A 19,070-nucleotide genomic window follows, 5' to 3' on the forward strand; every position below is an offset into this window, starting at 1 on the left:
ACGCGATCTGCCGCGCCAGCCCGACGATGCAGCAATGCTCGGCCGAGCTGATCCATGGTGAAAGCTTCGCGGAGGCCGCAGAGTGACCGCTTTCTTCCAGAACCTCGGCATGCCTTTCGAAGGCGCTTGGCTCCTGTCCACCATCATCGGCATTCTGGCTATCGCTCTTCCGGTTATGCTGGCCGTGGCGATGTTTATTTACGGCGACCGTAAAATTTGGGCGGCGATGGCGCTGCGTCGTGGCCCTAACGTGGTCGGGCCGTTCGGTGTCCTGCAATCGTTTGCGGACGGTCTTAAGGTATTCCTTCAGGAAACCATTATCCCGGCGGCGTCCAATCGCGCACTTTTCCTAATCGCGCCCATCGTCACCTTCGCCTTGGCGCTGCTGGCGTGGGCGGTGATGCCTTTCCAGGTGGGTGTGGTGCTGTCGGACATCAATGTCGGTCTTCTCTACATCCTCGCGATCTCTTCGCTCGGCGTCTACGGTATCGTGCTGGCAGGGTGGGCGTCCAATTCCAAATATCCCTTTTACTCCGCGATCCGCGCTTCGGCGCAGATGATCAGCTATGAAGTGTCGATCGGTTTTATCCTGATCTGCGTGGTTCTCTGGGCTGGCAGCTTCAACCTGACGCAGATCGTGGAATCGCAGAAGGGCTATTATGGCTTCCTGAACGGCAACGGGTTCAATCCTCTGCTCTTTCCGATGGCGATCATGTTTCTGATCAGCGCCATGGCGGAGACCGCACGGGCGCCCTTCGATCTGACCGAAGCGGAGAGCGAACTGGTCGCCGGTTATCAGACCGAATATTCGTCGATGGCTTTCGCACTCTACTGGCTAGGCGAATATGCGAACGTCATCATGATGTGCGCGCTCAACGCCGTCCTGTTCTGGGGCGGATACCTGCCGCCGTTCGACTGGGCTCCGCTGTATCTGGTGCCCGGTATCATCTGGCTGTTCGCCAAAATCCTGTTCTTCTTCTTCGTCTTCTCCTGGGTGAAGGCGACGGTGCCCCGTTACCGCTACGACCAGCTGATGCGGTTGGGCTGGAAAATCTTTCTGCCGACTTCGCTGCTGTTCGTGTTCCTCGTTTCGGGCTTCCTCATGCTGACGCGCTATGGAGGCGCACAATGAGCCTCGGATATTACGTCAAGTCGTTCACTCTCTGGGAATTTGTGAAGGCGCACTGGCTGACCTTGAAGTATTTCTTCAAGCCCAAGGCGACAATCAACTACCCTTACGAAAAGAACCCGATCTCGCCTCGCTTCCGCGGCGAACATGCACTGCGCCGCTATCCCAACGGGGAAGAGCGATGCATCGCGTGCAAGCTGTGCGAAGCGGTCTGCCCTGCGCAGGCGATCACGATCGAAGCGCAGCCGCGCGAGGACGGCAGTCGCCGCACCACGCGCTATGACATCGACATGACGAAGTGCATCTATTGCGGCTTCTGCCAGGAAGCCTGCCCGGTCGACGCTGTCGTCGAGGGGCCGAATTTCGAATTTTCGACCGAAACGCGGGAGGAGCTGATCTACGACAAGGCAAAGCTCCTTGAGAATGGCGACAAGTGGGAACGCGCGATTGCCGCGAACCTTGCCGCCGACGCACCCTATCGTTAAGCCGCGCGCGCCAAGGGGAATATGATCCTGTGATTCACGTGCTAGCCTTTTATCTGTTCGCCACGCTGGTGGTGTGCAGCGGCGCGCTGACCATCCTGTCGCGCAATCCGGTCCATTCGGTCCTGTGGCTGATTCTGGCCTTCTTCAACGCTGCCGGCCTAATGGTACTTCTGGGCGCCGAGTTCATCGCGATGCTGCTCGTCATCGTCTATGTGGGGGCAGTCGCCGTCCTGTTCCTGTTCGTCGTTATGATGCTCGACATCGATTTCGCCGAATTGCGTGCGGGTTTCGTCGATTATCTGCCCTTTGGCCTGCTGATCGCAGCCGTGCTTCTGGCGGAAATCATTCTGGGCATCGGCCTGTGGAGCGCCGGGCCGGTCGAACTGGCGCAACGCGCGGGGCCGGTGAACCCTGAACTGTCGAACATCCAGGCGGTCGGTGGCTTACTTTACACGCGTTACATTTTCCTGTTCGAGGCGGCGGGCATTGTCCTGCTGGTCGCGATGATCGGTGCGATCGTACTCACCCACCGCGCACGGGGTGGCACGCGCCCGCAAAATGTCGAACGGCAGAACCGCCGCCGCCCGCAGGATGCGGTCCGCAACGTCAATCAGCCCGTGGGGCAGGGGGTGGAGCTGTGATCGGTCTTCAACATTATCTGGTCGTCAGCGCGATCCTGTTCGTGATGGGGGTGCTAGGCATCTTCATCAACCGCAAGAATGTCATCATCATCCTGATGGCGATCGAACTGATCCTGCTGAGCGTGAACATCAACCTTGTCGCCTTTAGCGCCTTTCTCGGCGATCTGGTGGGACAGGTTTTCGCGATGTTCGTGCTGACCGTCGCGGCGGGCGAGTCAGCTATCGGGCTTGCCATCCTCGTCATCTACTTCCGCGGTCGCGGCACCATCGCCGTCGACGACATCAACCAGATGAAGGGCTGAGCCGTTTCATGATCCAGCTTATCGTCCTTCTTCCGCTGCTGGCGGCTGCCATCGCCGGGCTTGGTAACAAGGCCCTGGGCAAGCTGCCGGCCAAGATCGTCACTACCGGTGCGTTGTTCGCCAGCTGCGCCATGAGTTGGCCGATCTTTATCGGCTTCCTCACCGGCCATACCGAAGCTTATGTCCAGCCGCTGTTCACGTGGATCGAAAGCGGCAGCTTCGACGCTCAGTGGGCGCTCCGGGTGGACACGATGACGGCGGTCATGCTGGTGGTCATCACCAGCGTATCCAGCCTCGTCCACCTCTACAGCTGGGGATATATGGACGAGGAGCCTGATCAGCCGCGCTTCTTCGCCTATCTTTCGCTCTTTACCTTCGCAATGCTGATGCTGGTGACGGCGAACAACCTGCTCCAGATGTTCTTCGGCTGGGAAGGCGTCGGTTTGGCGTCCTACCTCCTCATCGGATTCTGGTTCCGCAAGCCGTCGGCCAATGCCGCCGCGATCAAAGCCTTCGTGGTAAACCGCGTCGGCGACCTTGGCTTCATGATGGGGATTTTCGGAACCTATCTGGTGTTCAACACCATTTCGATCCCGGAAATCCTGCAAGCCGCGCCTTCTATGGCGGGTTCGACGATCGGGTTCCTCGGCCATCGGTTCGACACGATGACGGTGTTGTGCTTACTTCTGTTCATCGGTGCGATGGGCAAGTCCGCGCAGCTTGGCCTTCATACCTGGCTTCCCGACGCGATGGAGGGCCCGACGCCCGTGTCGGCGCTGATCCACGCCGCGACCATGGTGACGGCGGGCGTGTTCATGGTGTGCCGTCTTTCGCCGATGTTCGAAACTTCGCCGACAGCGCTTGGCTTCGTCACGTTCATCGGCGCTGCCACCTGCCTTTTCGCCGCAACTGTCGGAACGGTGCAGACCGATATCAAGCGCGTCATCGCCTATTCGACCTGTTCGCAGCTGGGCTATATGTTCTTCGCGGCGGGTGTCGGCGCCTATGGTGCGGCGATGTTCCACCTCTTCACGCATGCCTTCTTCAAGGCGCTGTTGTTCCTCGGCGCCGGCTCGGTCATTCACGCGATGCACCATGAACAGGACATGCGCTATTATGGCGGCCTGCGTAAGGAAATCCCCATCACCTTCTGGACGATGACGCTTGGTACGCTGGCCATCACGGGCGTTGGCTTGCCCCTGGTGGGTGTGGGCTTTGCCGGTTTCTATTCGAAGGACGGTATTCTGGAAGCGGCGTTCGCGTCAGGCGGAGCGGGCGTCGGTGCCTATTATGTCGGCGTTTTCGCGGCGTTGCTCACCAGCTTTTACAGCTGGCGACTGGTGTTCCTTACTTTCTTCGGAAAGCCCCGCTGGGCGGCGTCGGAGCATATTCAGCACGCTGTCCACGACGCTCATGACCATGGTCATGACGACCATGCGGCGCACGATCATGGTCATGCTCATGACAACGCGCCCGCGCAGGAGGATGCCGGCCACGGTCCGCATGGGCATGAAGTGGGCAGACATACGCTCAAGACCGGCACAGGCGGTTATCATCCGCACGAAAGCCCTTGGGTCATGCTGCTTCCGCTCGTGGTACTGAGCCTCGGCGCGGTGTTTGCGGGTTTCGTTTTCCACGACCAGTTCATCGGTCCGGAAGGCGGAGTGGAGTTCTGGAAGGGGGCGCTTTCCTTCGACAGCCACTTGATGCACGCGGCCCACGAAGTGCCGACCTGGGTCAAGTTCGGTCCGTTTACGGTGATGCTCACCGGCCTGTTGATCGCGTGGCTGAGCTACATCAAGAACACCGATTGGCCGCGGCGCTTCGTCGCTCAGTTCGGCGCACTGTACCAGTTCCTGTTGAACAAATGGTATTTCGACGAACTGTATAACGTCCTGTTCGTGAAGCCTGCCTTCGCCATCGGTCGCTTCTTCTGGAAGTTCGGCGATGTGGGCTTCATCGACCGGTTCGGCCCGAACGGGCTCGCTGCCTTGGTCGTGCAGGGCAACAAGATCACGCGTCGGATCCAGTCCGGCTACCTTTACACCTACGCGCTGGTGATGCTGATCGGGCTCGCCGCGGCCGCAACCTGGGCGATGACACGATAATGGACGGCTTCCCCATCCTTTCCCTGATGATGGCAGTGCCGATGGCGGGGGCCATCGCCTGTCTCTTCGCGGGCGCCAGCGGCGCGCGCTGGATCGCGCTGATCGCCACGCTGGTCGATCTTATCCTCGGCATCGTGCTGTGGATGAATTTCGACCAGGCGGGCGGAGCGGCCCAGTGGCAGTTCCAGGAATATTATCCGATCTTCGGTCGTTTTGCGTGGGCGCTCGGGATCGACGGCATCGCGCTGATGCTTATCGCGCTCACCGTTTTCCTGATGCCGATCTGCATCGGCGCCAGTTGGGAAGCGATCGATAGGCGCGTCGGCGAATATATGGCGGCGTTCCTGTTTATGGAGGTGCTGATGATCGGCGTCTTCGCCGCGCAGGACCTCTACCTTTTCTACGTCATGTTCGAAGCAGGCCTCATCCCGATGTATCTGATCATCGGCATCTGGGGCGGCGCGGATCGGATTTACGCCAGCTATAAATTCTTCCTCTACACGCTGCTCGGCTCGGTGCTGATGCTGATTGCGATGATGTGGATGGTGCATGAAGCGGGCACGACCGGAATCCCGGCGCTGATGGCTTATAATTTCGATTCCCACGTCCAGACCTGGTTGTTCCTCGCCTTCTTCGCGAGCTTCGCGGTCAAGATGCCGATGTGGCCCGTTCACACTTGGTTGCCCGACGCCCACGTGCAGGCGCCGACGGCGGGATCGGTCATTCTGGCGGGCGTGTTGTTGAAGATGGGCGGTTATGGTTTCATCCGCTTCTCGCTGCCGATGTTTCCTGAAGCGTCGGCGCAACTGGCATGGCTGATCTGGGGGCTGTCCATGGTGGCGGTGGTCTACACCAGCCTCGTGGCGCTGGTGCAGTCGGACATGAAGAAGCTGATCGCCTATTCGTCCGTAGCGCACATGGCGATCGTGACCGTCGGCCTGTTCGCTTTCAACCAGGCGGGTATCGAGGGCGCGATGATGGTCATGCTGGGTCACGGGCTGGTATCCGGCGCGTTGTTCCTATGTGTCGGCGTGATCTACGACCGTCTCCATACGCGTGAGATCAATCGCTATGGTGGCCTTAGCATCAACATGCCTCGTTACGCGGTGTTGTTCCTGCTGTTCACCATGGCGTCTGTCGGCCTGCCGGGCACATCGAACTTCGTCGGTGAATTCCTGTCGCTGATGGGCATCTATCAGGCTTCGAGCTGGGTGGCGCTTGTCTGCACCACCGGTATCATCCTGGGCGCGGCCTATATGCTCTATCTCTATCGTCGCATTGCGTATGGCGAACAGGTGAATGCAGACGCAGCCGCCATGCCCGACCTGTCGGCGCGTGAGATTGCGCTGCTTGCGCCGATCGCGGCGGCGGTGTTGTGGATGGGTGTGTATCCAGAGAGCTTCCTCGCGCCGATGCGAGCCGATATCCGCGCGCTCGAAGCGCGCCTCGCTCCTGCGGCCCCCGCAGGCGATTCCCACATCAAGATGGGTGCGGCCAAACCAACAGGTGAGGCCCATCACGAAGAAGCTGCCGCGCACGGGGAGGCGCACTGATGATTGATTCCGCTTCCCTTCTGGCGGTTCTGCCAGAACTCATTCTGACGGCAGGCGGTCTCTCGCTGATGCTGGTCGCGGCGTTCGGCGGCGACGGTACGGCACGGGTGGTCAACTGGCTGGCCGTCGTGACGCTGGCAATCGCTGGCCTTTGCCTTTCCACCTCGGTCGCGCACGGGCCCACCGCCTTCGATGGCCTCGTTCGTGCCGATGCCTTTTCCGCTTTTGCAAAAGTGCTGATCTATGGCGCGGCGGCGGCGGCAATCCTGCTTGCACCCCGGTTTTTCCGCACCGACGGGCGGGAGCGGCCCGAATATCCCGTGCTGATCCTTTTCAGCAGCATAGGCATGGGTATGATGGTGTCGGCGGGCGATCTGCTGACGCTTTATGTCGGCCTCGAAATGCAGAGCCTTGCCGCTTATGTTCTGGCGAGCTTCATGCGGCAGGATGGGCGGTCGTCCGAAGCGGGCCTCAAATATTTCGTATTGGGATCGCTGGCGAGCGGAATCCTGCTCTACGGGTCGGCGCTGCTCTACGGCTTTACCGGCACCACCGCGTTCGACGGCATTGCCGTTGCGATGGGCGACGGCGTGTCGAACGGCGAGATGTTCGGCATGGTCTTCCTGCTCGCGGGTCTCGCGTTCAAGATGAGTGCCGTGCCGTTCCACATGTGGACGCCCGACGTTTACGAAGGCGCACCCACGCCAGTCACCGCCTTTTTCGGTAGCGCGCCCAAGGTCGCGGCCATGGGTCTTGCCGTCCGTGTCGCCATCGAAGCGCTAGGCCCTGCGGGTCTGGACTGGCAACAGATCGTGATCTTTGTGGCGCTCGCGTCGATCATCCTCGGTGCGGTCGCTGCCATCGGCCAGACGAACATCAAGCGTCTGATGGCCTATTCGTCGATCAACAATGTCGGCTTCGCGCTGATCGGCCTTGCGACCGGTACCCCCGCGGGTGTCGCAGCGACGATGAGCTACATGGCGATCTATGTCGTCATGACTATCGGTGCTTTCGCCTGCGTGCTTCAGATGCGCGACGCCGATGGACGCCCGGTCGAAACGATTGCAAGCCTTTCGGGCCTGTCGCAGTCCCGTAAGGGGTTGGCCGCTGCCTTTGCGATCTTCATGTTTTCCATGGCTGGCATTCCGCCGCTTTTCGGCTTCTGGGCGAAGTTTCTTGTATTCGACGCCGCTGTCGCGGCTAACCTGACGGCGCTGGCGGCGTTCGGTATCGCCGCTTCGGTGATCGGTGCCTTCTATTACCTGAAGATCATCAAGACGATTTATTTCGACGAACCTGCCGCTCCCTATGAAGCGAAGGGCGGAGCGGTCGAAAATATCATCCTGACGGCCTGCGCGGTGGTGATCGTATTCGGTTATCTGCTCAATCCAGTGCTGGACGCGGCAAGCGCTGCGGCAGCGGCCTCGCTCTTCTGAGCCTGATCCGCTTCGTCGCGGAAACCGGTTCCACCAACGCCGACATGCTGGCGTTGGCGGAGCAGGGTGCGTCCGAGGGAAGCTGGCTGCGCGCAGGGCGGCAAACCGGCGGACGGGGGCGGATGGGCCGAATTTGGGAAAGTCCCGGCGGCAATCTGTTCTGCTCCACGCTGGTGCGTGTCTCGCCCTATGACCCGCCTGCCCATACGCTCGCGCTGGTCTCTGCGAATGCCGTTCACGCGCTGGTCGCGCCGCTCTGCGATGGACAGGCGTGCATCAAATGGCCCAATGACGTACTGGTCGACGGGGCGAAGATAGCGGGCATATTGCTGGAGCGCGTGGGCGATGCGATCGTCATCGGTATCGGCGTCAACGTAATAGGCCACCCCACCGCCCTCGACCGTCCGGTCACCAGTCTTGCGGCGCAGGGTGCTTGTGATGCGGACGCTGCCTCGTTGCTTGACCGACTGGTCGAGCTTTTCGCACATTGGCTCGCCATATGGCGCGCTCAGGGATTGGAGCCTGTCCGCGCGCACTGGCTGCTCAACGCTCATCCCGCAGGTGCGCCGATGCGGGTGATGTTGCCGAACGGAGAGGCCGTCGAGGGAGCGTTCGACACGCTCGACCGTGACGGTATGCTGATCCTTCGCTTGGCGAACGGGCAGAGCCGTGCCATTCACGCTGGCGACATTATCCTGACCTGAAGGACGGCTCCATGCTTCTCGCGATCGACGCGGGCAACACCAATGTGGTTTTCGCGCTGCTCGAAGGGCGCGAAATCCGCGCGCGCTGGCGCATCGCGACCGATCCGCGTCGGACGGCGGACGAATACGCCGTGTGGTTGAACCAGTTGCTGATGCTGGAAGGCTATGCGCTTGGCGATGTGACGTCCGTCATCATTGCGACCGTCGTGCCGCGCGCCCTTCACAATCTGGACGTCCTGGCACGCAAATATTTCAAGACCACGCCTCTCATTGCCGGGCAGGCTCCGGTCGAATGGGGCATTCATCTCGATGTGGCGGAACCTGCTTCCGTGGGCGCGGATCGGGTTGTAAACGCTATAGCCGCCCACCATCTTTACGAAGGCGATCTGATCGTAATCGATTTCGGAACCGCAACGACGTTCGACGTGGTCGACTATAAGGGTGCTTATAAGGGCGGCATCATCGCGGCGGGCATCAATCTATCCCTCGATGCGCTGGTCGCGGCAGCGGCGAAATTGCCAAAGATCGCGATTGCCGCGCCCGACAACAAATCCGTGATCGGCCGCACCACAGAGGCGCAGATGCACATCGGTGTGTTCTGGGGTTATGTCGCGATGATGGAAGGATTGGTGGCGCGGATGCGTGCCGAAATTGGCCGCCCGACGAGGGTGGTCTCAACGGGGGGCCTTGCGGTCCTCTTCAATGACAACAGCGATATTTTCGATGCGATAGCGCCCGACCTCACCATTCAGGGTCTCGCGCTGCTGCACGAACGGAGTTTGAAAACGGAATGATACCTGGAAATGAGCTGCTCTTCCTGGCCCTTGGCGGGTCAGGTGAGATCGGCATGAACGTCAACCTATATGGTTGCGACGGCAAATGGGTCATGGTCGACCTTGGCCTGACCTTCGCCGATGCGGCCTACCCGGGCGTGGAACTGGTGCTGCCCGATCTGTCCTTTATCGAAGAGCGGGCTGACGATCTGCTCGGCATCGTGCTGACGCATGGGCATGAGGATCATATCGGCGCGATCCCTTATCTTGCCGCCGACCTGGGCGTGCCGCTCTATGCTACCCCCTTCACCGCGGGCCTCATCCGGCTCAAGCTGGAGGAAGAGGGGCTGACCAAGGATGTCGAACTCAAGGTCATCGACAATGAAGGCAGCTTCGCACTCGGCCCGTTCGGGTTCCGATACGTGCCGCTGGCGCACTCGATTCCCGAAGGCAATGCCGTCCTGATCGATACGCCCTACGGTCGCATCTTTCATACCGGCGACTGGAAGCTCGACGAAAAGCCGCTTCTGGGCCAGCCCTCAACGCCGGAACAGTTGAACGCTATCGGGGACACGGGCGTGCTGGCGCTCGTGTGCGACAGCACCAACGTCTTCAATTCCGAAGCCAGCGGCTCCGAAAGCGACGTGCGTGACGGTCTGATGCAAACCATTGCCGAAGCGAAGGGGCGCGTACTTGTCACGACCTTCGCCTCCAACGCGGCGCGGGTTCAGACTCTGGGCGAAGTGGCGCTGGCGACAGGGCGCAAGCTGTGCGTTGCGGGCCGTTCGCTCGACCGCATTATCGGCACGGCGAAGGCGGCGGGCTATCTCAAGAATTTTCCGCCGATGATCGATTGGGACGACGCGATGGCGCTGCCGCGCAGCGAAGTCATGATCGTGGCGACGGGCGGTCAGGGGGAAGCGCGCGCCGCGCTTTCCCGTATCGCGTTCGACAGCCATCCGATCAAGTTGACGCAGGGCGATACGGTCGTTTTCTCGTCCAAGCAGATTCCGGGCAATGAGATTGCCATCGGTCGCATCCAGAACGCGCTTGCGACGAAGAACATCCTGATGGTGACGGACCGTCAAGCGGAAGTGCATGTGTCCGGGCACCCCGGTCGGCCCGAACTGGAAGCGATGTATCGCTGGATCCGCCCCGACATCCTCCTGCCCGTGCATGGCGAACGTCGCCATATGGCGGAGCAGGCGCGGTTGGGTATCTCCAGCGGCATTCCACACGCCGTGGTTCAATCCAACGGCGACCTGCTGCGCCTAGCCCCCGGCGCACCGCAAATCATTGGCCATCAGGATACCGGACGCCTGGTGCTGGACGGCGACGTGATCCTGCCTGCCGACGGATCGACCATGAACGAGCGGCGCAAGGTGGCGCTGCACGGCCAGATCAGCGTGGCGGTGGCGCTCGACCGCAAGGGCAAGCTGATCGGTGAGCCCGTGCTTCGCACGCAGGGTGTCCCCGTCGAGGAGGACAAGGTCGCATTCCTTGCCGAGGCGGCTGGCGAAGCCGCCGCCGTGGTCGGCAAGGGATCGTCGGAAGAAGAGGCGCTTCGTGAGCGTGTGCGGCTTGCCGTTCGGCGCACCGCTACCCGGTGGACTGGCAAGAAACCGGTGGTGGACGTTTTGCTGATCCGCGCGTAAGCTGGGATTTGCATGAACTGGTACGCGATCTTCGCCATCTATTTTCTGGTGTGGGTGATCAGCGCCTTCGTGATGCTGCCCTTCGGTATCCGTACGCCCGATGAAACCGGCGAGGCTTTACTGACGGGGCAGGCGGACAGTGCGCCCACCAATTTCCGGCCGGGCATCGTCGCACTGCGTGCGACGATCCTGTCGGCAGTCCTGTTCGGTCTCTACTACACCAATTATGTCGAGGGTTGGCTGACCATCGATATGATCCCCGGCTATCATGGAGGCTCATGACGCTCGCTGAGTTGCGCATCGTCGAAGCGGACGCGTCGCTGGTTGAGCGGTGGGCGCTGCTGCGTGCTGCGCTGTGGCCTGAAGAGACGCTGGCCGAACACCGCGAGGAAGCGATCGCGATGCTCCGCTCCCGAGACGAAGCATTGGCGGTGTTCGTGGCGCTGGACGCCAGCGACGCGGCGCTGGGCTTTGCCGAAGCGGCTATTCGTGCCGACTATGTCAACGGCTGCGACACCAGCCCGGTTGCCTTTCTGGAGGGGGTCTATGTCGATCCCGCGGCCCGTCGCATTGGATGCGCGCGTGCTTTGGTCGATGCCGTCGCTGCGTGGGGGCGCGACAGCGGATGCGTTGAAATGGCGTCGGACGCCGACATCACGAACGCCCAGAGCCATGCGTTCCACGAAGCGGTCGGCCTGGTTGAGACGGAGCGGGTGGTCTACTTCCGCAAACCTATCGGCTGATCCGCCGCTCTACTGGCGCAGCCGCTCGATAGCCTGCGCCAGCGCAACATAGAGCTTGCCCATATCCGACGAGAGAACCGCGACGCCCAGAGCGTTGCCGTCCCGCGCCGAAAGGATGATGCGCAACATCGCTTCGAAATCGTGGATGTAGCGGTTCACATGATCGCGGAACTCGGCGTCATTGTCATAATGCAACGCGATTTCCCGCGACTCCCCGGCGTCGAGCAACTTTACGGCCCGCCGCGTGAAGACCCCCCGGTCGCCCTTGAGGTAGGCGGACCACGCCGAGTCGGTCACATCGTTCGAAAGGATTTTCGCCACATCGATCGCGGTGCTGTTGAGCGATTCGATGAGCAGAGCGGACCGCCGCGCGAAATGATCGCGGTCGCGGTCTTCAGACGCCTGTTCTGCCTCGACGATGCGTTTTTCGACTGCGGCACTCGTGTCGGCAATCGTCAGGAGTTGCCGGGTCAACCGGTCCGACGCCTGATGCGCGACCTTGACCGCCTCTTCCGCTGCCCGCGCGACCTGTTCGATCTGCGCCGTCACCTTTTCGTCGATCACGCCCTGCAGGGCCTCGTCGCTCGCTTCGGCCAGATGGCGGGCGGCTTCGGGAATGGCGCGGCCCAACGCTTGGCGCGCCCGCTCCGATGCCTGATCGGCGGTATCCTTGACGCGTAGCAATGCGGTGACGAGCAGCGGTCCTGCGCCTTCGGTGATCCTGCGCGCATCCTGGTCCGCCGCGTCGAGCGCGGTGCGAAGCCGTTCCACCAGTTCGCGGTTCGCATGCAGCCCGCCCTGCGTGCTTTCCAGCCATTCGGTGAGGCGGCTGCCCTGACCGCGCAGCAGCGATTCGGCCTCTTCGGCACGGCCGACGAGCGCTTCCGATATCGCTTCCAGCCGCTCCATCTCGGGTGTCGCTTCGCCCAGCAGCGCGCGGCTACGCTCCAGCCGGGCGTCGAACCGCCCCAGTGCTGCGGGATAGGTTTCGTCCAGTTCACGCACGCTCGAATCGAGCGCGACCATCAGCGTTTCGGCGCTGCTGATGAGCCGTTCGGCGGTCAGTCCCCCTGACGCCAGCGCATCGTCGATCCGCCGCGTTTCCTCGGTCAGCCGTGCAAGCGCCGCGGTCAGTCTGTCGCCCCGTGCCAGCGCGCTGTCTTCCAACGCGGCGAAGCGCCCCTCGGTCGTCGCGATCGTATCCTGCAACCCGGCATGAAGCCCGGACATCAGGCTGCGCTGACCTTCGATCAGGTCGTTGATCTGATGCAGGCGTGTTTCGACATCGGCAATCGTATCGCTCAGCCCCGTGACGGTCCGGTCGCCGATGGATTCCAGTCCCTCGCGCGACCGCTTTAACAGCGCGTCCATCGTCTCGGCCTGCGCGGACAGGCCTGCATCGATCAACGCCAGGCTCTGCTGTGCCCGCTCCAGCGCATGGGTAAGGCGGCGACGCAGATTCTGCTCGATGCCATCCATATCGTGGGTCAGCGCGCCTAGACTGTCCTCGCTCGCCGTTTCGATCCCCTTGCGCGTCGCGGCAACCAGCGCTTCGAGCGCATCGGCTCGCCGCGCCACGCCCTCGTCGGTGAAGGTGAAGGCCTCCCGCATCCGGTCCATCGCCTTGCCGATCCGTGCGTCCAGGCTATCTTCTATCGCTTCCAGTTCGGCAGCCAGACGCAGGCGAGTTTGCTCGCTTGTGCTGGCCATGCCCGTCTGGGCGGCCTGGACCAGATTTGCGAGCGCGTCGGCCTGGGTCTCCAGATCCTTGCGGCTGCGCTCCATCGTCTGCCGGGCATCGAGCGCGGTGGCATTGATCCGGCCCGATGCGATATCGGCAAGGCCGGTGACTTCGTCCGTGGTGGCCCGCGTCGCTTCCTGAAGCTGCGTCAACTGACTCGACAGGCTCTTGGTCGCCGCGAGCGTCCGGGCGCGGGCTTCGTCGGAAACTTCCGTCAGCGAATGGAGCCGGGTTTCGAGCATGTCGATCCGTTCCGAAAGCGCATGACCATTGTCCATGATCTGCGCCGCCATCTTGCCCGTACGATCCTCCAGTTCCGGGATCAGGCCGATCAGCGTTTCCATGCGCCGCACCAACGCGTCACCTGCGCGTTCGGACGCTTCCGCCCGCTCCGCCGTCGCATGGGCACGCGCGGCGATCAGTTCGGCCGAGGCCTCCATATTGCTGCTGGCTGCGGCACCATAGCTGTCGAGCAGTTCCGCCTGATCCTGCATCGTCTGCCGCGCAGCGTCGAGTTGCGCGCGCGCTTTACGCAGGCGGATGTCGAGCAGGTCGGCTTCGGTCCGCAACGCCCGTGCGGTGTCGAGATAGCGTCGCGCCTCGGTCCGGCTGTTGCGAACCAGCATCAGGTAGCAGACGGCCAGCAGGATCAGCGGGATGACGAGCGTGACGATGGCGTTCGCCCAGGCGGCAGGTCCTGCGGCGAACGAACCGGAAGACGCCAGCGCCCACCCGGAAAAACCCAGCCACGCCGCAGCGACGACGCCCAAAACGATTCGCGCGCGTCGCGCTGCCGGATCGACGCCGATCTGCGGATCGGGCTCCTCGATATCGGGAGCCATATCCTCCAGCAGCAGGACGTCATCCTGCTGGTCCCTGCCTGCCATGTTCTGGTTTTCACGCCAGAACTCCACGATGGTGCTGCCCCCTGTCATCCGTTCACTCTAGCATCTTTTGCTGGCCCTGAAATGCCTTGTTACCAAAACTTAACGCACGCTCGATAGCGTCTGTCGCCATGTCTTACGATCCGGGCGCTCTTCATGCCGCATTGGCGGCCGCAGTCGGGAACGACGGCGCGCTGATCGAGGAACTGCGCGCCGCGTTCGTCGAAAGCGCGTCTCGGCAGGTCGATCTGCTGGCGCGGGCGCGGTGCGACGCGAATTGGGAACTGGCCGCATGGCGGCTCAAGGGTCTCGCGGGCAGCTTCGGCCTTTCCGCGCTGATGGCGCTGGCGGAAGAGGCGGCGCAGGCCGCGCCGGGCGATCCCGCCATCGTGCGGCGGCTGCGCGCGGTGATCGCGGGCCTCGATCACGACTGACGCGCGGCAAAGCGCCGCTTGCCTTGCGCCGCCGCGCTTGCGAAAAGGCCCGACTTTCAGCAATCGGGTCGATCTGTAACCGCCATGAGTTTCGCCGCCATCCTGAGCGCCAGCCGCGCTGTATCCGATTCGTCGGGCACGGTGCGGGCCAGTCTGCACTTCGCCGGGCAGACTCTGGTCGAATATCAGGCGCGTCAGGCCGTTCAGGCGGGCGCGGACCGCATCCTCATCCTCGTCGGGACGATCACGCCGCAACTGTCGCAGGCGGTCGACCGCTTGAGCGCGGACGGCATTGCAGTCGCGCTGGTCCGGGACATGGTGTCGATGGTGCGGGACGCGCCGCGCGACAGCGACGTGCTGCTGGTGGCGGACGGCGCGGTTATCGCGCAGGCGCATTTCAATGCGCTGGGCGGGGTCGAGGGCGACGCGCTGCTCGTCGCCGACGACAGCCGTGCCAGCGCGCCGTTCGAACGAATCGATGCGGGACAGCGTTGGGCGGGGCTGGCGCGGATTACCCCGGCGCTGCTGTTCGGCACGCTCGACATGATCGGCGATTGGGACATGGCGCTGACGCTGGTGCGCGCTGCTGTGCAAAAAGGCGCACGCCGCGTCACCGTGGCGCAGGACGACCTGCTCGAAGGCCGGGTCGCCATCGTCGAATCGCAGCAGCAGGCCGATCTGGTCGCTCAGGCCGTGACCGCTGCTGGCGCAGGTGGCGCGCGTGGGCGCGGCGGGGCGGAACATTACCTGCTCGCCCCGCTCGCGCGGATAGTCGGGCCGTCGCTCATGCGGATGCAGGTGCCCGCGGTTCAGGTGCGGGCCGCTGCCATCGCGCTGGCCGCGATTGCACTGGTGCCCATCGAACTGGAATGGCCGACAGCGGGCTTTCTTTTGCTGCTCGCCGCGCTGCTGCTGTCCGAATGCAGCGACCGGCTGGACGAACTGGCGTTGCGCGGCGCGCCTGTCGGATGGATCGCCTTCTGCGCGCCGGGCCTCGCATTGCTGGGGATTTTGGAGGCGGGGGGGACCCCACTTGCGATGGACCTTGCGCTGGTGCTGGGCATCGTCGGCGTCGCCGATCGGTCGCGGCGGACGGGGAACGCGCGGCCCTGGATGATCTTTACGCCCGCTACGGCTCTTGTCCTCCTCATCGTTGCGGGATTGGGCGGCGCCTTGGCGCTTGGCATCCGCGTGGCGATGCTGCTGGCGATCGGATCGGTGGGGGCGTTGCTGCTGCGCCGGGGCGACTGATTTTTCCCGCCAAGGGTTTAGGGCATTTTAAGGACGTGGCTTTATTCTTGCGGGCATGAACGCCTTTTCGTCCCTCACCGGCACGGGTATGGCGGGCAGCTGGCCGATGGCGCAGGTCATGGCCGGTGCGTCCGCCGTGCCGGTTGCCCATGCCGTCGATCTGGCCTTTTTCTTCCAGGCGCAGGATGACGCCCGACAGGATGCGCTGATTATCGAGGCGCGGCGGCACCTTGCCGGGTGTATCCACGCTATCGAAATGGCTATGCGCCTGTCGCTCGATCACGCGCCGCAGGTCGCGTCCGCGCTCGACCGGCTCGAACCGTCGCTCTGCTGGGCGATGGTGCGGTCGCAGCCCGAACTGCTTTCGCCTCCCCTGTTGGCGCACATGCGCCTGCGCGCCGCCATTACGCTGATGCTGCGGCAGCAGGGGCGCGGCGCCAGCGATGGCGGCCTGCACCCGGTGGCCGATTTTTCGGGTGAGGAAGCGGGCAAGCCCTCGCTCGAGGCGCTGACCGGCCTGACGCTGGCCGAAGGACGCTGGCTGATGCCCGGCGGAGAGGACCGGGCGATGCGCCCGGATCTTCCGGTGGACCATTATGCCGAGCTGGTCTGGACCGTCGCCGCCTGCCTTGCGCTCGCCATCAGGCGCGGCGGGGAGAATGGCGGCGCGACCCTTTGCGCGCTCGAACGATCCGGGTGGGCGCTGCTCGCCGATCATGACGAAAGCGCCAGCCCGCTGATGCTTGCCGATCGGTTCGTGCGGCAACTGGGTGAAGGCGCCGACGCGCCGGACCTCATCGGCCAGGCCCTCGACGAAGAGCGTTTTCTTCTCTTTACCGCGCTTGCCGCGCGCCGCCTCCATATGGACAGCGCGCAGCTGGCCGAACTGCTGCTGCTCGGCCCGGTCGGCGATGTCGGCCTGCTCTGCCACGCGCTGGGCGGATCGACCGCCGAGCATCGCCGTCTGCTGCTATGGCTGCGGCCGGTGCGGCCTTCGCTGTCCGATGCAACATTGCTGGCGGAGGCGGACCGGCACGAACATCGGGCCGACGACCAAGCTGCCGAGGCGCTGGCGCTCTGGCGCGCGCCGGTCGCCTTTCGCGCGAAGCTGGCGCATCTGCGCGGTGTCAGCCCGGCATGACGACCGCCGTCATCCGTGCGCAGGTTTCGGGCGACGGGCGTTTGTTGAGCGCTGACGGGCCGCTGCTCGCCCTGCAACGGGAAGCGGGCGCGGATCTGGGCGATCCCTTCGCCGTGCCGCAACTGGCCGCGATCGCGCGCCTGTCGCACCGGCTGGGCGTCATGGTGTCGCGGCCCGTGACGGCGGCGGCGGATCATGCGGACATCGCGATGTGGGTACGGGCAAAGCCGGACGACGGTGGCGTCCGCCTCTCCATCGTCGACTGGCGCGAACATCCCCTGACGTTCGATTCGGGGCATGGGGATCGACAAGCCGATATCGCCACGCTTGCCGAAGGCTGGACATGGCAGGTGGATACCCAGTTGCGGTTCCAGATGGCGCTCGCCGGACAGGGCGATGCAGGCGCGCTGCCGGAGAGCCCGCCTGCGGTCGGCATGCGCTTTTCCAGCTATTTCCAGCTTCAGCCCGACGAGGTCGGCGACATGGCGATGCTGCGCGGCTTTGCCCAGCGGCAGGCGTTTCGCGATCAGCGTGCCATCCTCTCCGCAGATCCGGGGCGCAGCTACACTCTGTCGGCCTCTCCGCTGTTCGATGTCGGCGGCGCGCTGACCGGGTTTCGCGGTATCGCGACGCCGCTGCGGTCCGACCCGCCGGTCGAGCCAGACCTGCCGCTCACACTCTACCCCGCAGATTTCGGACGCAGGCTCGACCGCTCTCTGCGCCAGCCGCTCGGGCGCATCATCGCGAATGCCGATACGATCAGCGCGCAACTGGAAGGCCCCTTGCGCGGCGATTATGCGGGCTACGCCAGCGACATTGCGTCGGCGGGGCGGCATCTGCTGGCGCTGGTCGACGATCTCGCCGATTTGCAGGCGGTCGACCGCCCGGACTTTACTGTCATTTCGGAGGATGTCGACCTTGCCGATGTGGCGCGCCGCGCTGCGGGGCTGCTGGCGGTCAAGGCGCTGGACCGGTCGATCACGATCCTGCCGCCGCCGCCCGAAGACAGCCTGATCGCCATCGGCGAGTTTCGCCGCGTGCTCCAAATTCTGGTCAACCTGACCGGCAATGCCGTACGCTACGCTCCGGAAGGCACGCAGGTACGGATTTCCACCGAGTGGGAAAACGGGATGGCGCGCGTGACCGTCGCCGATCAGGGCAGTGGCGTCGATCCCGCCGACCGTGAACGCATCTTCGACAAGTTCGAGCGTCTGGGCCGCGACGATCATGGCGGCAGCGGCCTTGGCCTCTATATTTCGCGTCGGCTGGCCCGCGCGATGGGCGGCGACATCGTCGTCGGGGGCGCGCCGGGGCAGGGCGCGCGCTTCATCCTGACGTTGCCCGTTGCCGCGCCATAAAGAAAGGGCCGCCCGGTGGAGCGGCCCTTCCTCGTCTTTACTCTCAGCGGAGTATCAGCGGATCGGCGAATCCGGCGACAAACGCATGTCGAGATAATTGTCGACCGACTTCATCAGTTGGTCGAGTTCATGCTCGAAGAAATGGTTCGCGCCCTTGATCTCGTCATGATGGATGGTGATGCCCTTCTGCGTGCGCAGCTTGTCCACCAGCTTTTGCACCGCGCTCGCCGTCACGACCTCGTCCGATGTGCCCTGCACGATGATCCCGCTCGACGGGCAGGGCGCGAGGAAGGAAAAGTCGTACATGTTGGCGGGCGGCGCGACCGAGATGAAACCGCGGATTTCCGGGCGGCGCATCAGCAACTGCATCCCGATCCAGGCGCCGAATGAAAAGCCCGCGATCCAGGTGGTCTGCGCTTCGGGATGGAAGCTCTGCACCCAGTCGAGCGCGGCTGCGGCGTCGGACAATTCGCCGATGCCGTTGTCGAACGTCCCCTGGCTGCGTCCCACGCCGCGGAAGTTGAAGCGCAGCGTCGCAAAGCCGCGCTTTACGAAGGTCTTGTAGAGCGCCTGCGTGATGCGGTCGTTCATCGTGCCGCCGCCCTGCGGGTGCGGGTGCAGGATCATGGCGACGGGCGCGCGCGGGCGGGGCGGGGGGCTGAAACGGCCTTCGAGGCGGCCTTCGGGTCCGGGGAAGATAACGTCGGGCATGGCACCTGTTATGATTGCGGG

At 63.5% G+C, this 19,070-nt stretch carries 18 protein-coding genes; 16 read left to right on the plus strand and 2 right to left on the minus strand.

Annotation, left to right across the window (positions count from 1 at the left end; all coding sequences use genetic code 11):
- Positions 1-82: 82 nt before the first annotated feature.
- Genes nuoH through aac(6') form a run of 12 tightly spaced genes read left to right on the plus strand, consistent with a single transcriptional unit; the run spans position 83 to position 11,529 of the window.
- Entirely contained in the window at positions 83-1,132 is a 1,050-nt protein-coding gene (gene nuoH / locus DI606_RS10785; protein ID WP_293982621.1) for an NADH-quinone oxidoreductase subunit NuoH, read from the plus strand.
- A complete protein-coding gene (gene nuoI / locus DI606_RS10790) occupies positions 1,129-1,614 on the plus strand; it encodes an NADH-quinone oxidoreductase subunit NuoI (protein WP_293982623.1) in 486 nt (161 codons plus the stop codon). The genes nuoH and nuoI overlap by 4 nt, the downstream gene beginning before the upstream one ends.
- Positions 1,615-1,643: 29 nt before the next feature.
- Positions 1,644-2,255 carry an NADH-quinone oxidoreductase subunit J gene (locus DI606_RS10795; protein WP_293982624.1) on the plus strand — a complete coding sequence of 204 codons (612 nt, stop codon included), beginning with the start codon at positions 1,644-1,646 and terminating at the stop codon, positions 2,253-2,255.
- Positions 2,252-2,557, plus strand: a complete 306-nt coding sequence (nuoK, locus tag DI606_RS10800) for an NADH-quinone oxidoreductase subunit NuoK (protein WP_293982626.1) — start codon at positions 2,252-2,254, stop codon at positions 2,555-2,557. The genes DI606_RS10795 and nuoK overlap by 4 nt, the downstream gene beginning before the upstream one ends.
- Before the next feature lie 8 nt (positions 2,558-2,565).
- On the plus strand, positions 2,566-4,665 hold the full coding sequence (gene nuoL, locus DI606_RS10805) for an NADH-quinone oxidoreductase subunit L (protein ID WP_293982629.1): 2,100 nt from the start codon (positions 2,566-2,568) through the stop codon (positions 4,663-4,665).
- Positions 4,665-6,218 (plus strand): NADH-quinone oxidoreductase subunit M, encoded by a 1,554-nt coding sequence (locus DI606_RS10810; RefSeq protein ID WP_293982631.1) that lies wholly within the window; start codon positions 4,665-4,667, stop codon positions 6,216-6,218. The genes nuoL and DI606_RS10810 overlap by 1 nt, the downstream gene beginning before the upstream one ends.
- The gene (gene nuoN, locus DI606_RS10815; RefSeq protein WP_293982633.1) at positions 6,218-7,654 is read left to right on the plus strand and encodes an NADH-quinone oxidoreductase subunit NuoN; all 1,437 of its coding nucleotides are present in this window, start codon (positions 6,218-6,220) and stop codon (positions 7,652-7,654) included. Before DI606_RS10810 ends, nuoN begins: the two co-directional genes overlap by 1 nt.
- 2 nt (positions 7,655-7,656) lie before the next feature.
- Complete coding sequence (locus DI606_RS10820) at positions 7,657-8,358, plus strand: biotin--[acetyl-CoA-carboxylase] ligase (protein ID WP_293982719.1); 702 nt, start codon at positions 7,657-7,659, stop codon at positions 8,356-8,358.
- Between the two features lie 11 nt (positions 8,359-8,369).
- Positions 8,370-9,152 (plus strand): type III pantothenate kinase, encoded by a 783-nt coding sequence (locus DI606_RS10825; RefSeq protein ID WP_293982636.1) that lies wholly within the window; start codon positions 8,370-8,372, stop codon positions 9,150-9,152.
- On the plus strand, positions 9,149-10,786 hold the full coding sequence (locus DI606_RS10830) for a ribonuclease J (protein WP_293982639.1): 1,638 nt from the start codon (positions 9,149-9,151) through the stop codon (positions 10,784-10,786). The genes DI606_RS10825 and DI606_RS10830 overlap by 4 nt, the downstream gene beginning before the upstream one ends.
- Before the next feature lie 12 nt (positions 10,787-10,798).
- Positions 10,799-11,068 (plus strand): DUF1467 family protein, encoded by a 270-nt coding sequence (locus DI606_RS10835; RefSeq protein WP_293982641.1) that lies wholly within the window; start codon positions 10,799-10,801, stop codon positions 11,066-11,068.
- Entirely contained in the window at positions 11,065-11,529 is a 465-nt protein-coding gene (aac(6'), locus tag DI606_RS10840; RefSeq protein WP_293982644.1) for an aminoglycoside 6'-N-acetyltransferase, read from the plus strand. The genes DI606_RS10835 and aac(6') overlap by 4 nt, the downstream gene beginning before the upstream one ends.
- Before the next feature lie 9 nt (positions 11,530-11,538).
- On the opposite strand, the gene DI606_RS10845 is transcribed toward aac(6'), so the two are convergent.
- On the minus strand, positions 11,539-14,205 hold the full coding sequence (locus tag DI606_RS10845) for a hypothetical protein (protein ID WP_293982646.1): 2,667 nt from the start codon (positions 14,203-14,205) through the stop codon (positions 11,539-11,541).
- Between the two features lie 80 nt (positions 14,206-14,285).
- Here DI606_RS10845 and DI606_RS10850 point away from each other — a divergent pair, with 80 nt between their 5' ends.
- The 4 genes from DI606_RS10850 (at position 14,286) to DI606_RS10865 (ending at position 18,338) form a co-directional block, all read left to right on the plus strand.
- The gene (locus DI606_RS10850; RefSeq protein WP_293982648.1) at positions 14,286-14,588 is read left to right on the plus strand and encodes an Hpt domain-containing protein; all 303 of its coding nucleotides are present in this window, start codon (positions 14,286-14,288) and stop codon (positions 14,586-14,588) included.
- Positions 14,589-14,672: 84 nt separating this feature from the next.
- On the plus strand, positions 14,673-15,839 hold the full coding sequence (locus DI606_RS10855; protein ID WP_293982650.1) for a hypothetical protein: 1,167 nt from the start codon (positions 14,673-14,675) through the stop codon (positions 15,837-15,839).
- A 55-nt stretch (positions 15,840-15,894) separates the two neighbouring features.
- On the plus strand, positions 15,895-16,980 hold the full coding sequence (locus DI606_RS10860) for a hypothetical protein (protein WP_293982652.1): 1,086 nt from the start codon (positions 15,895-15,897) through the stop codon (positions 16,978-16,980).
- Entirely contained in the window at positions 16,977-18,338 is a 1,362-nt protein-coding gene (locus tag DI606_RS10865) for a HAMP domain-containing sensor histidine kinase (protein ID WP_293982655.1), read from the plus strand. Before DI606_RS10860 ends, DI606_RS10865 begins: the two co-directional genes overlap by 4 nt.
- 54 nt (positions 18,339-18,392) lie before the next feature.
- Here the strand turns inward: DI606_RS10865 and DI606_RS10870 are convergent, their stop codons facing one another.
- Entirely contained in the window at positions 18,393-19,049 is a 657-nt protein-coding gene (locus DI606_RS10870) for an alpha/beta hydrolase (RefSeq protein WP_293982658.1), read from the minus strand.
- Between the last annotated feature and the right edge of the window lie 21 nt (positions 19,050-19,070).

Source organism: Sphingobium sp., assembly GCF_003248505.1.
Taxonomy (GTDB): Bacteria; Pseudomonadota; Alphaproteobacteria; order Sphingomonadales; family Sphingomonadaceae; genus Sphingobium.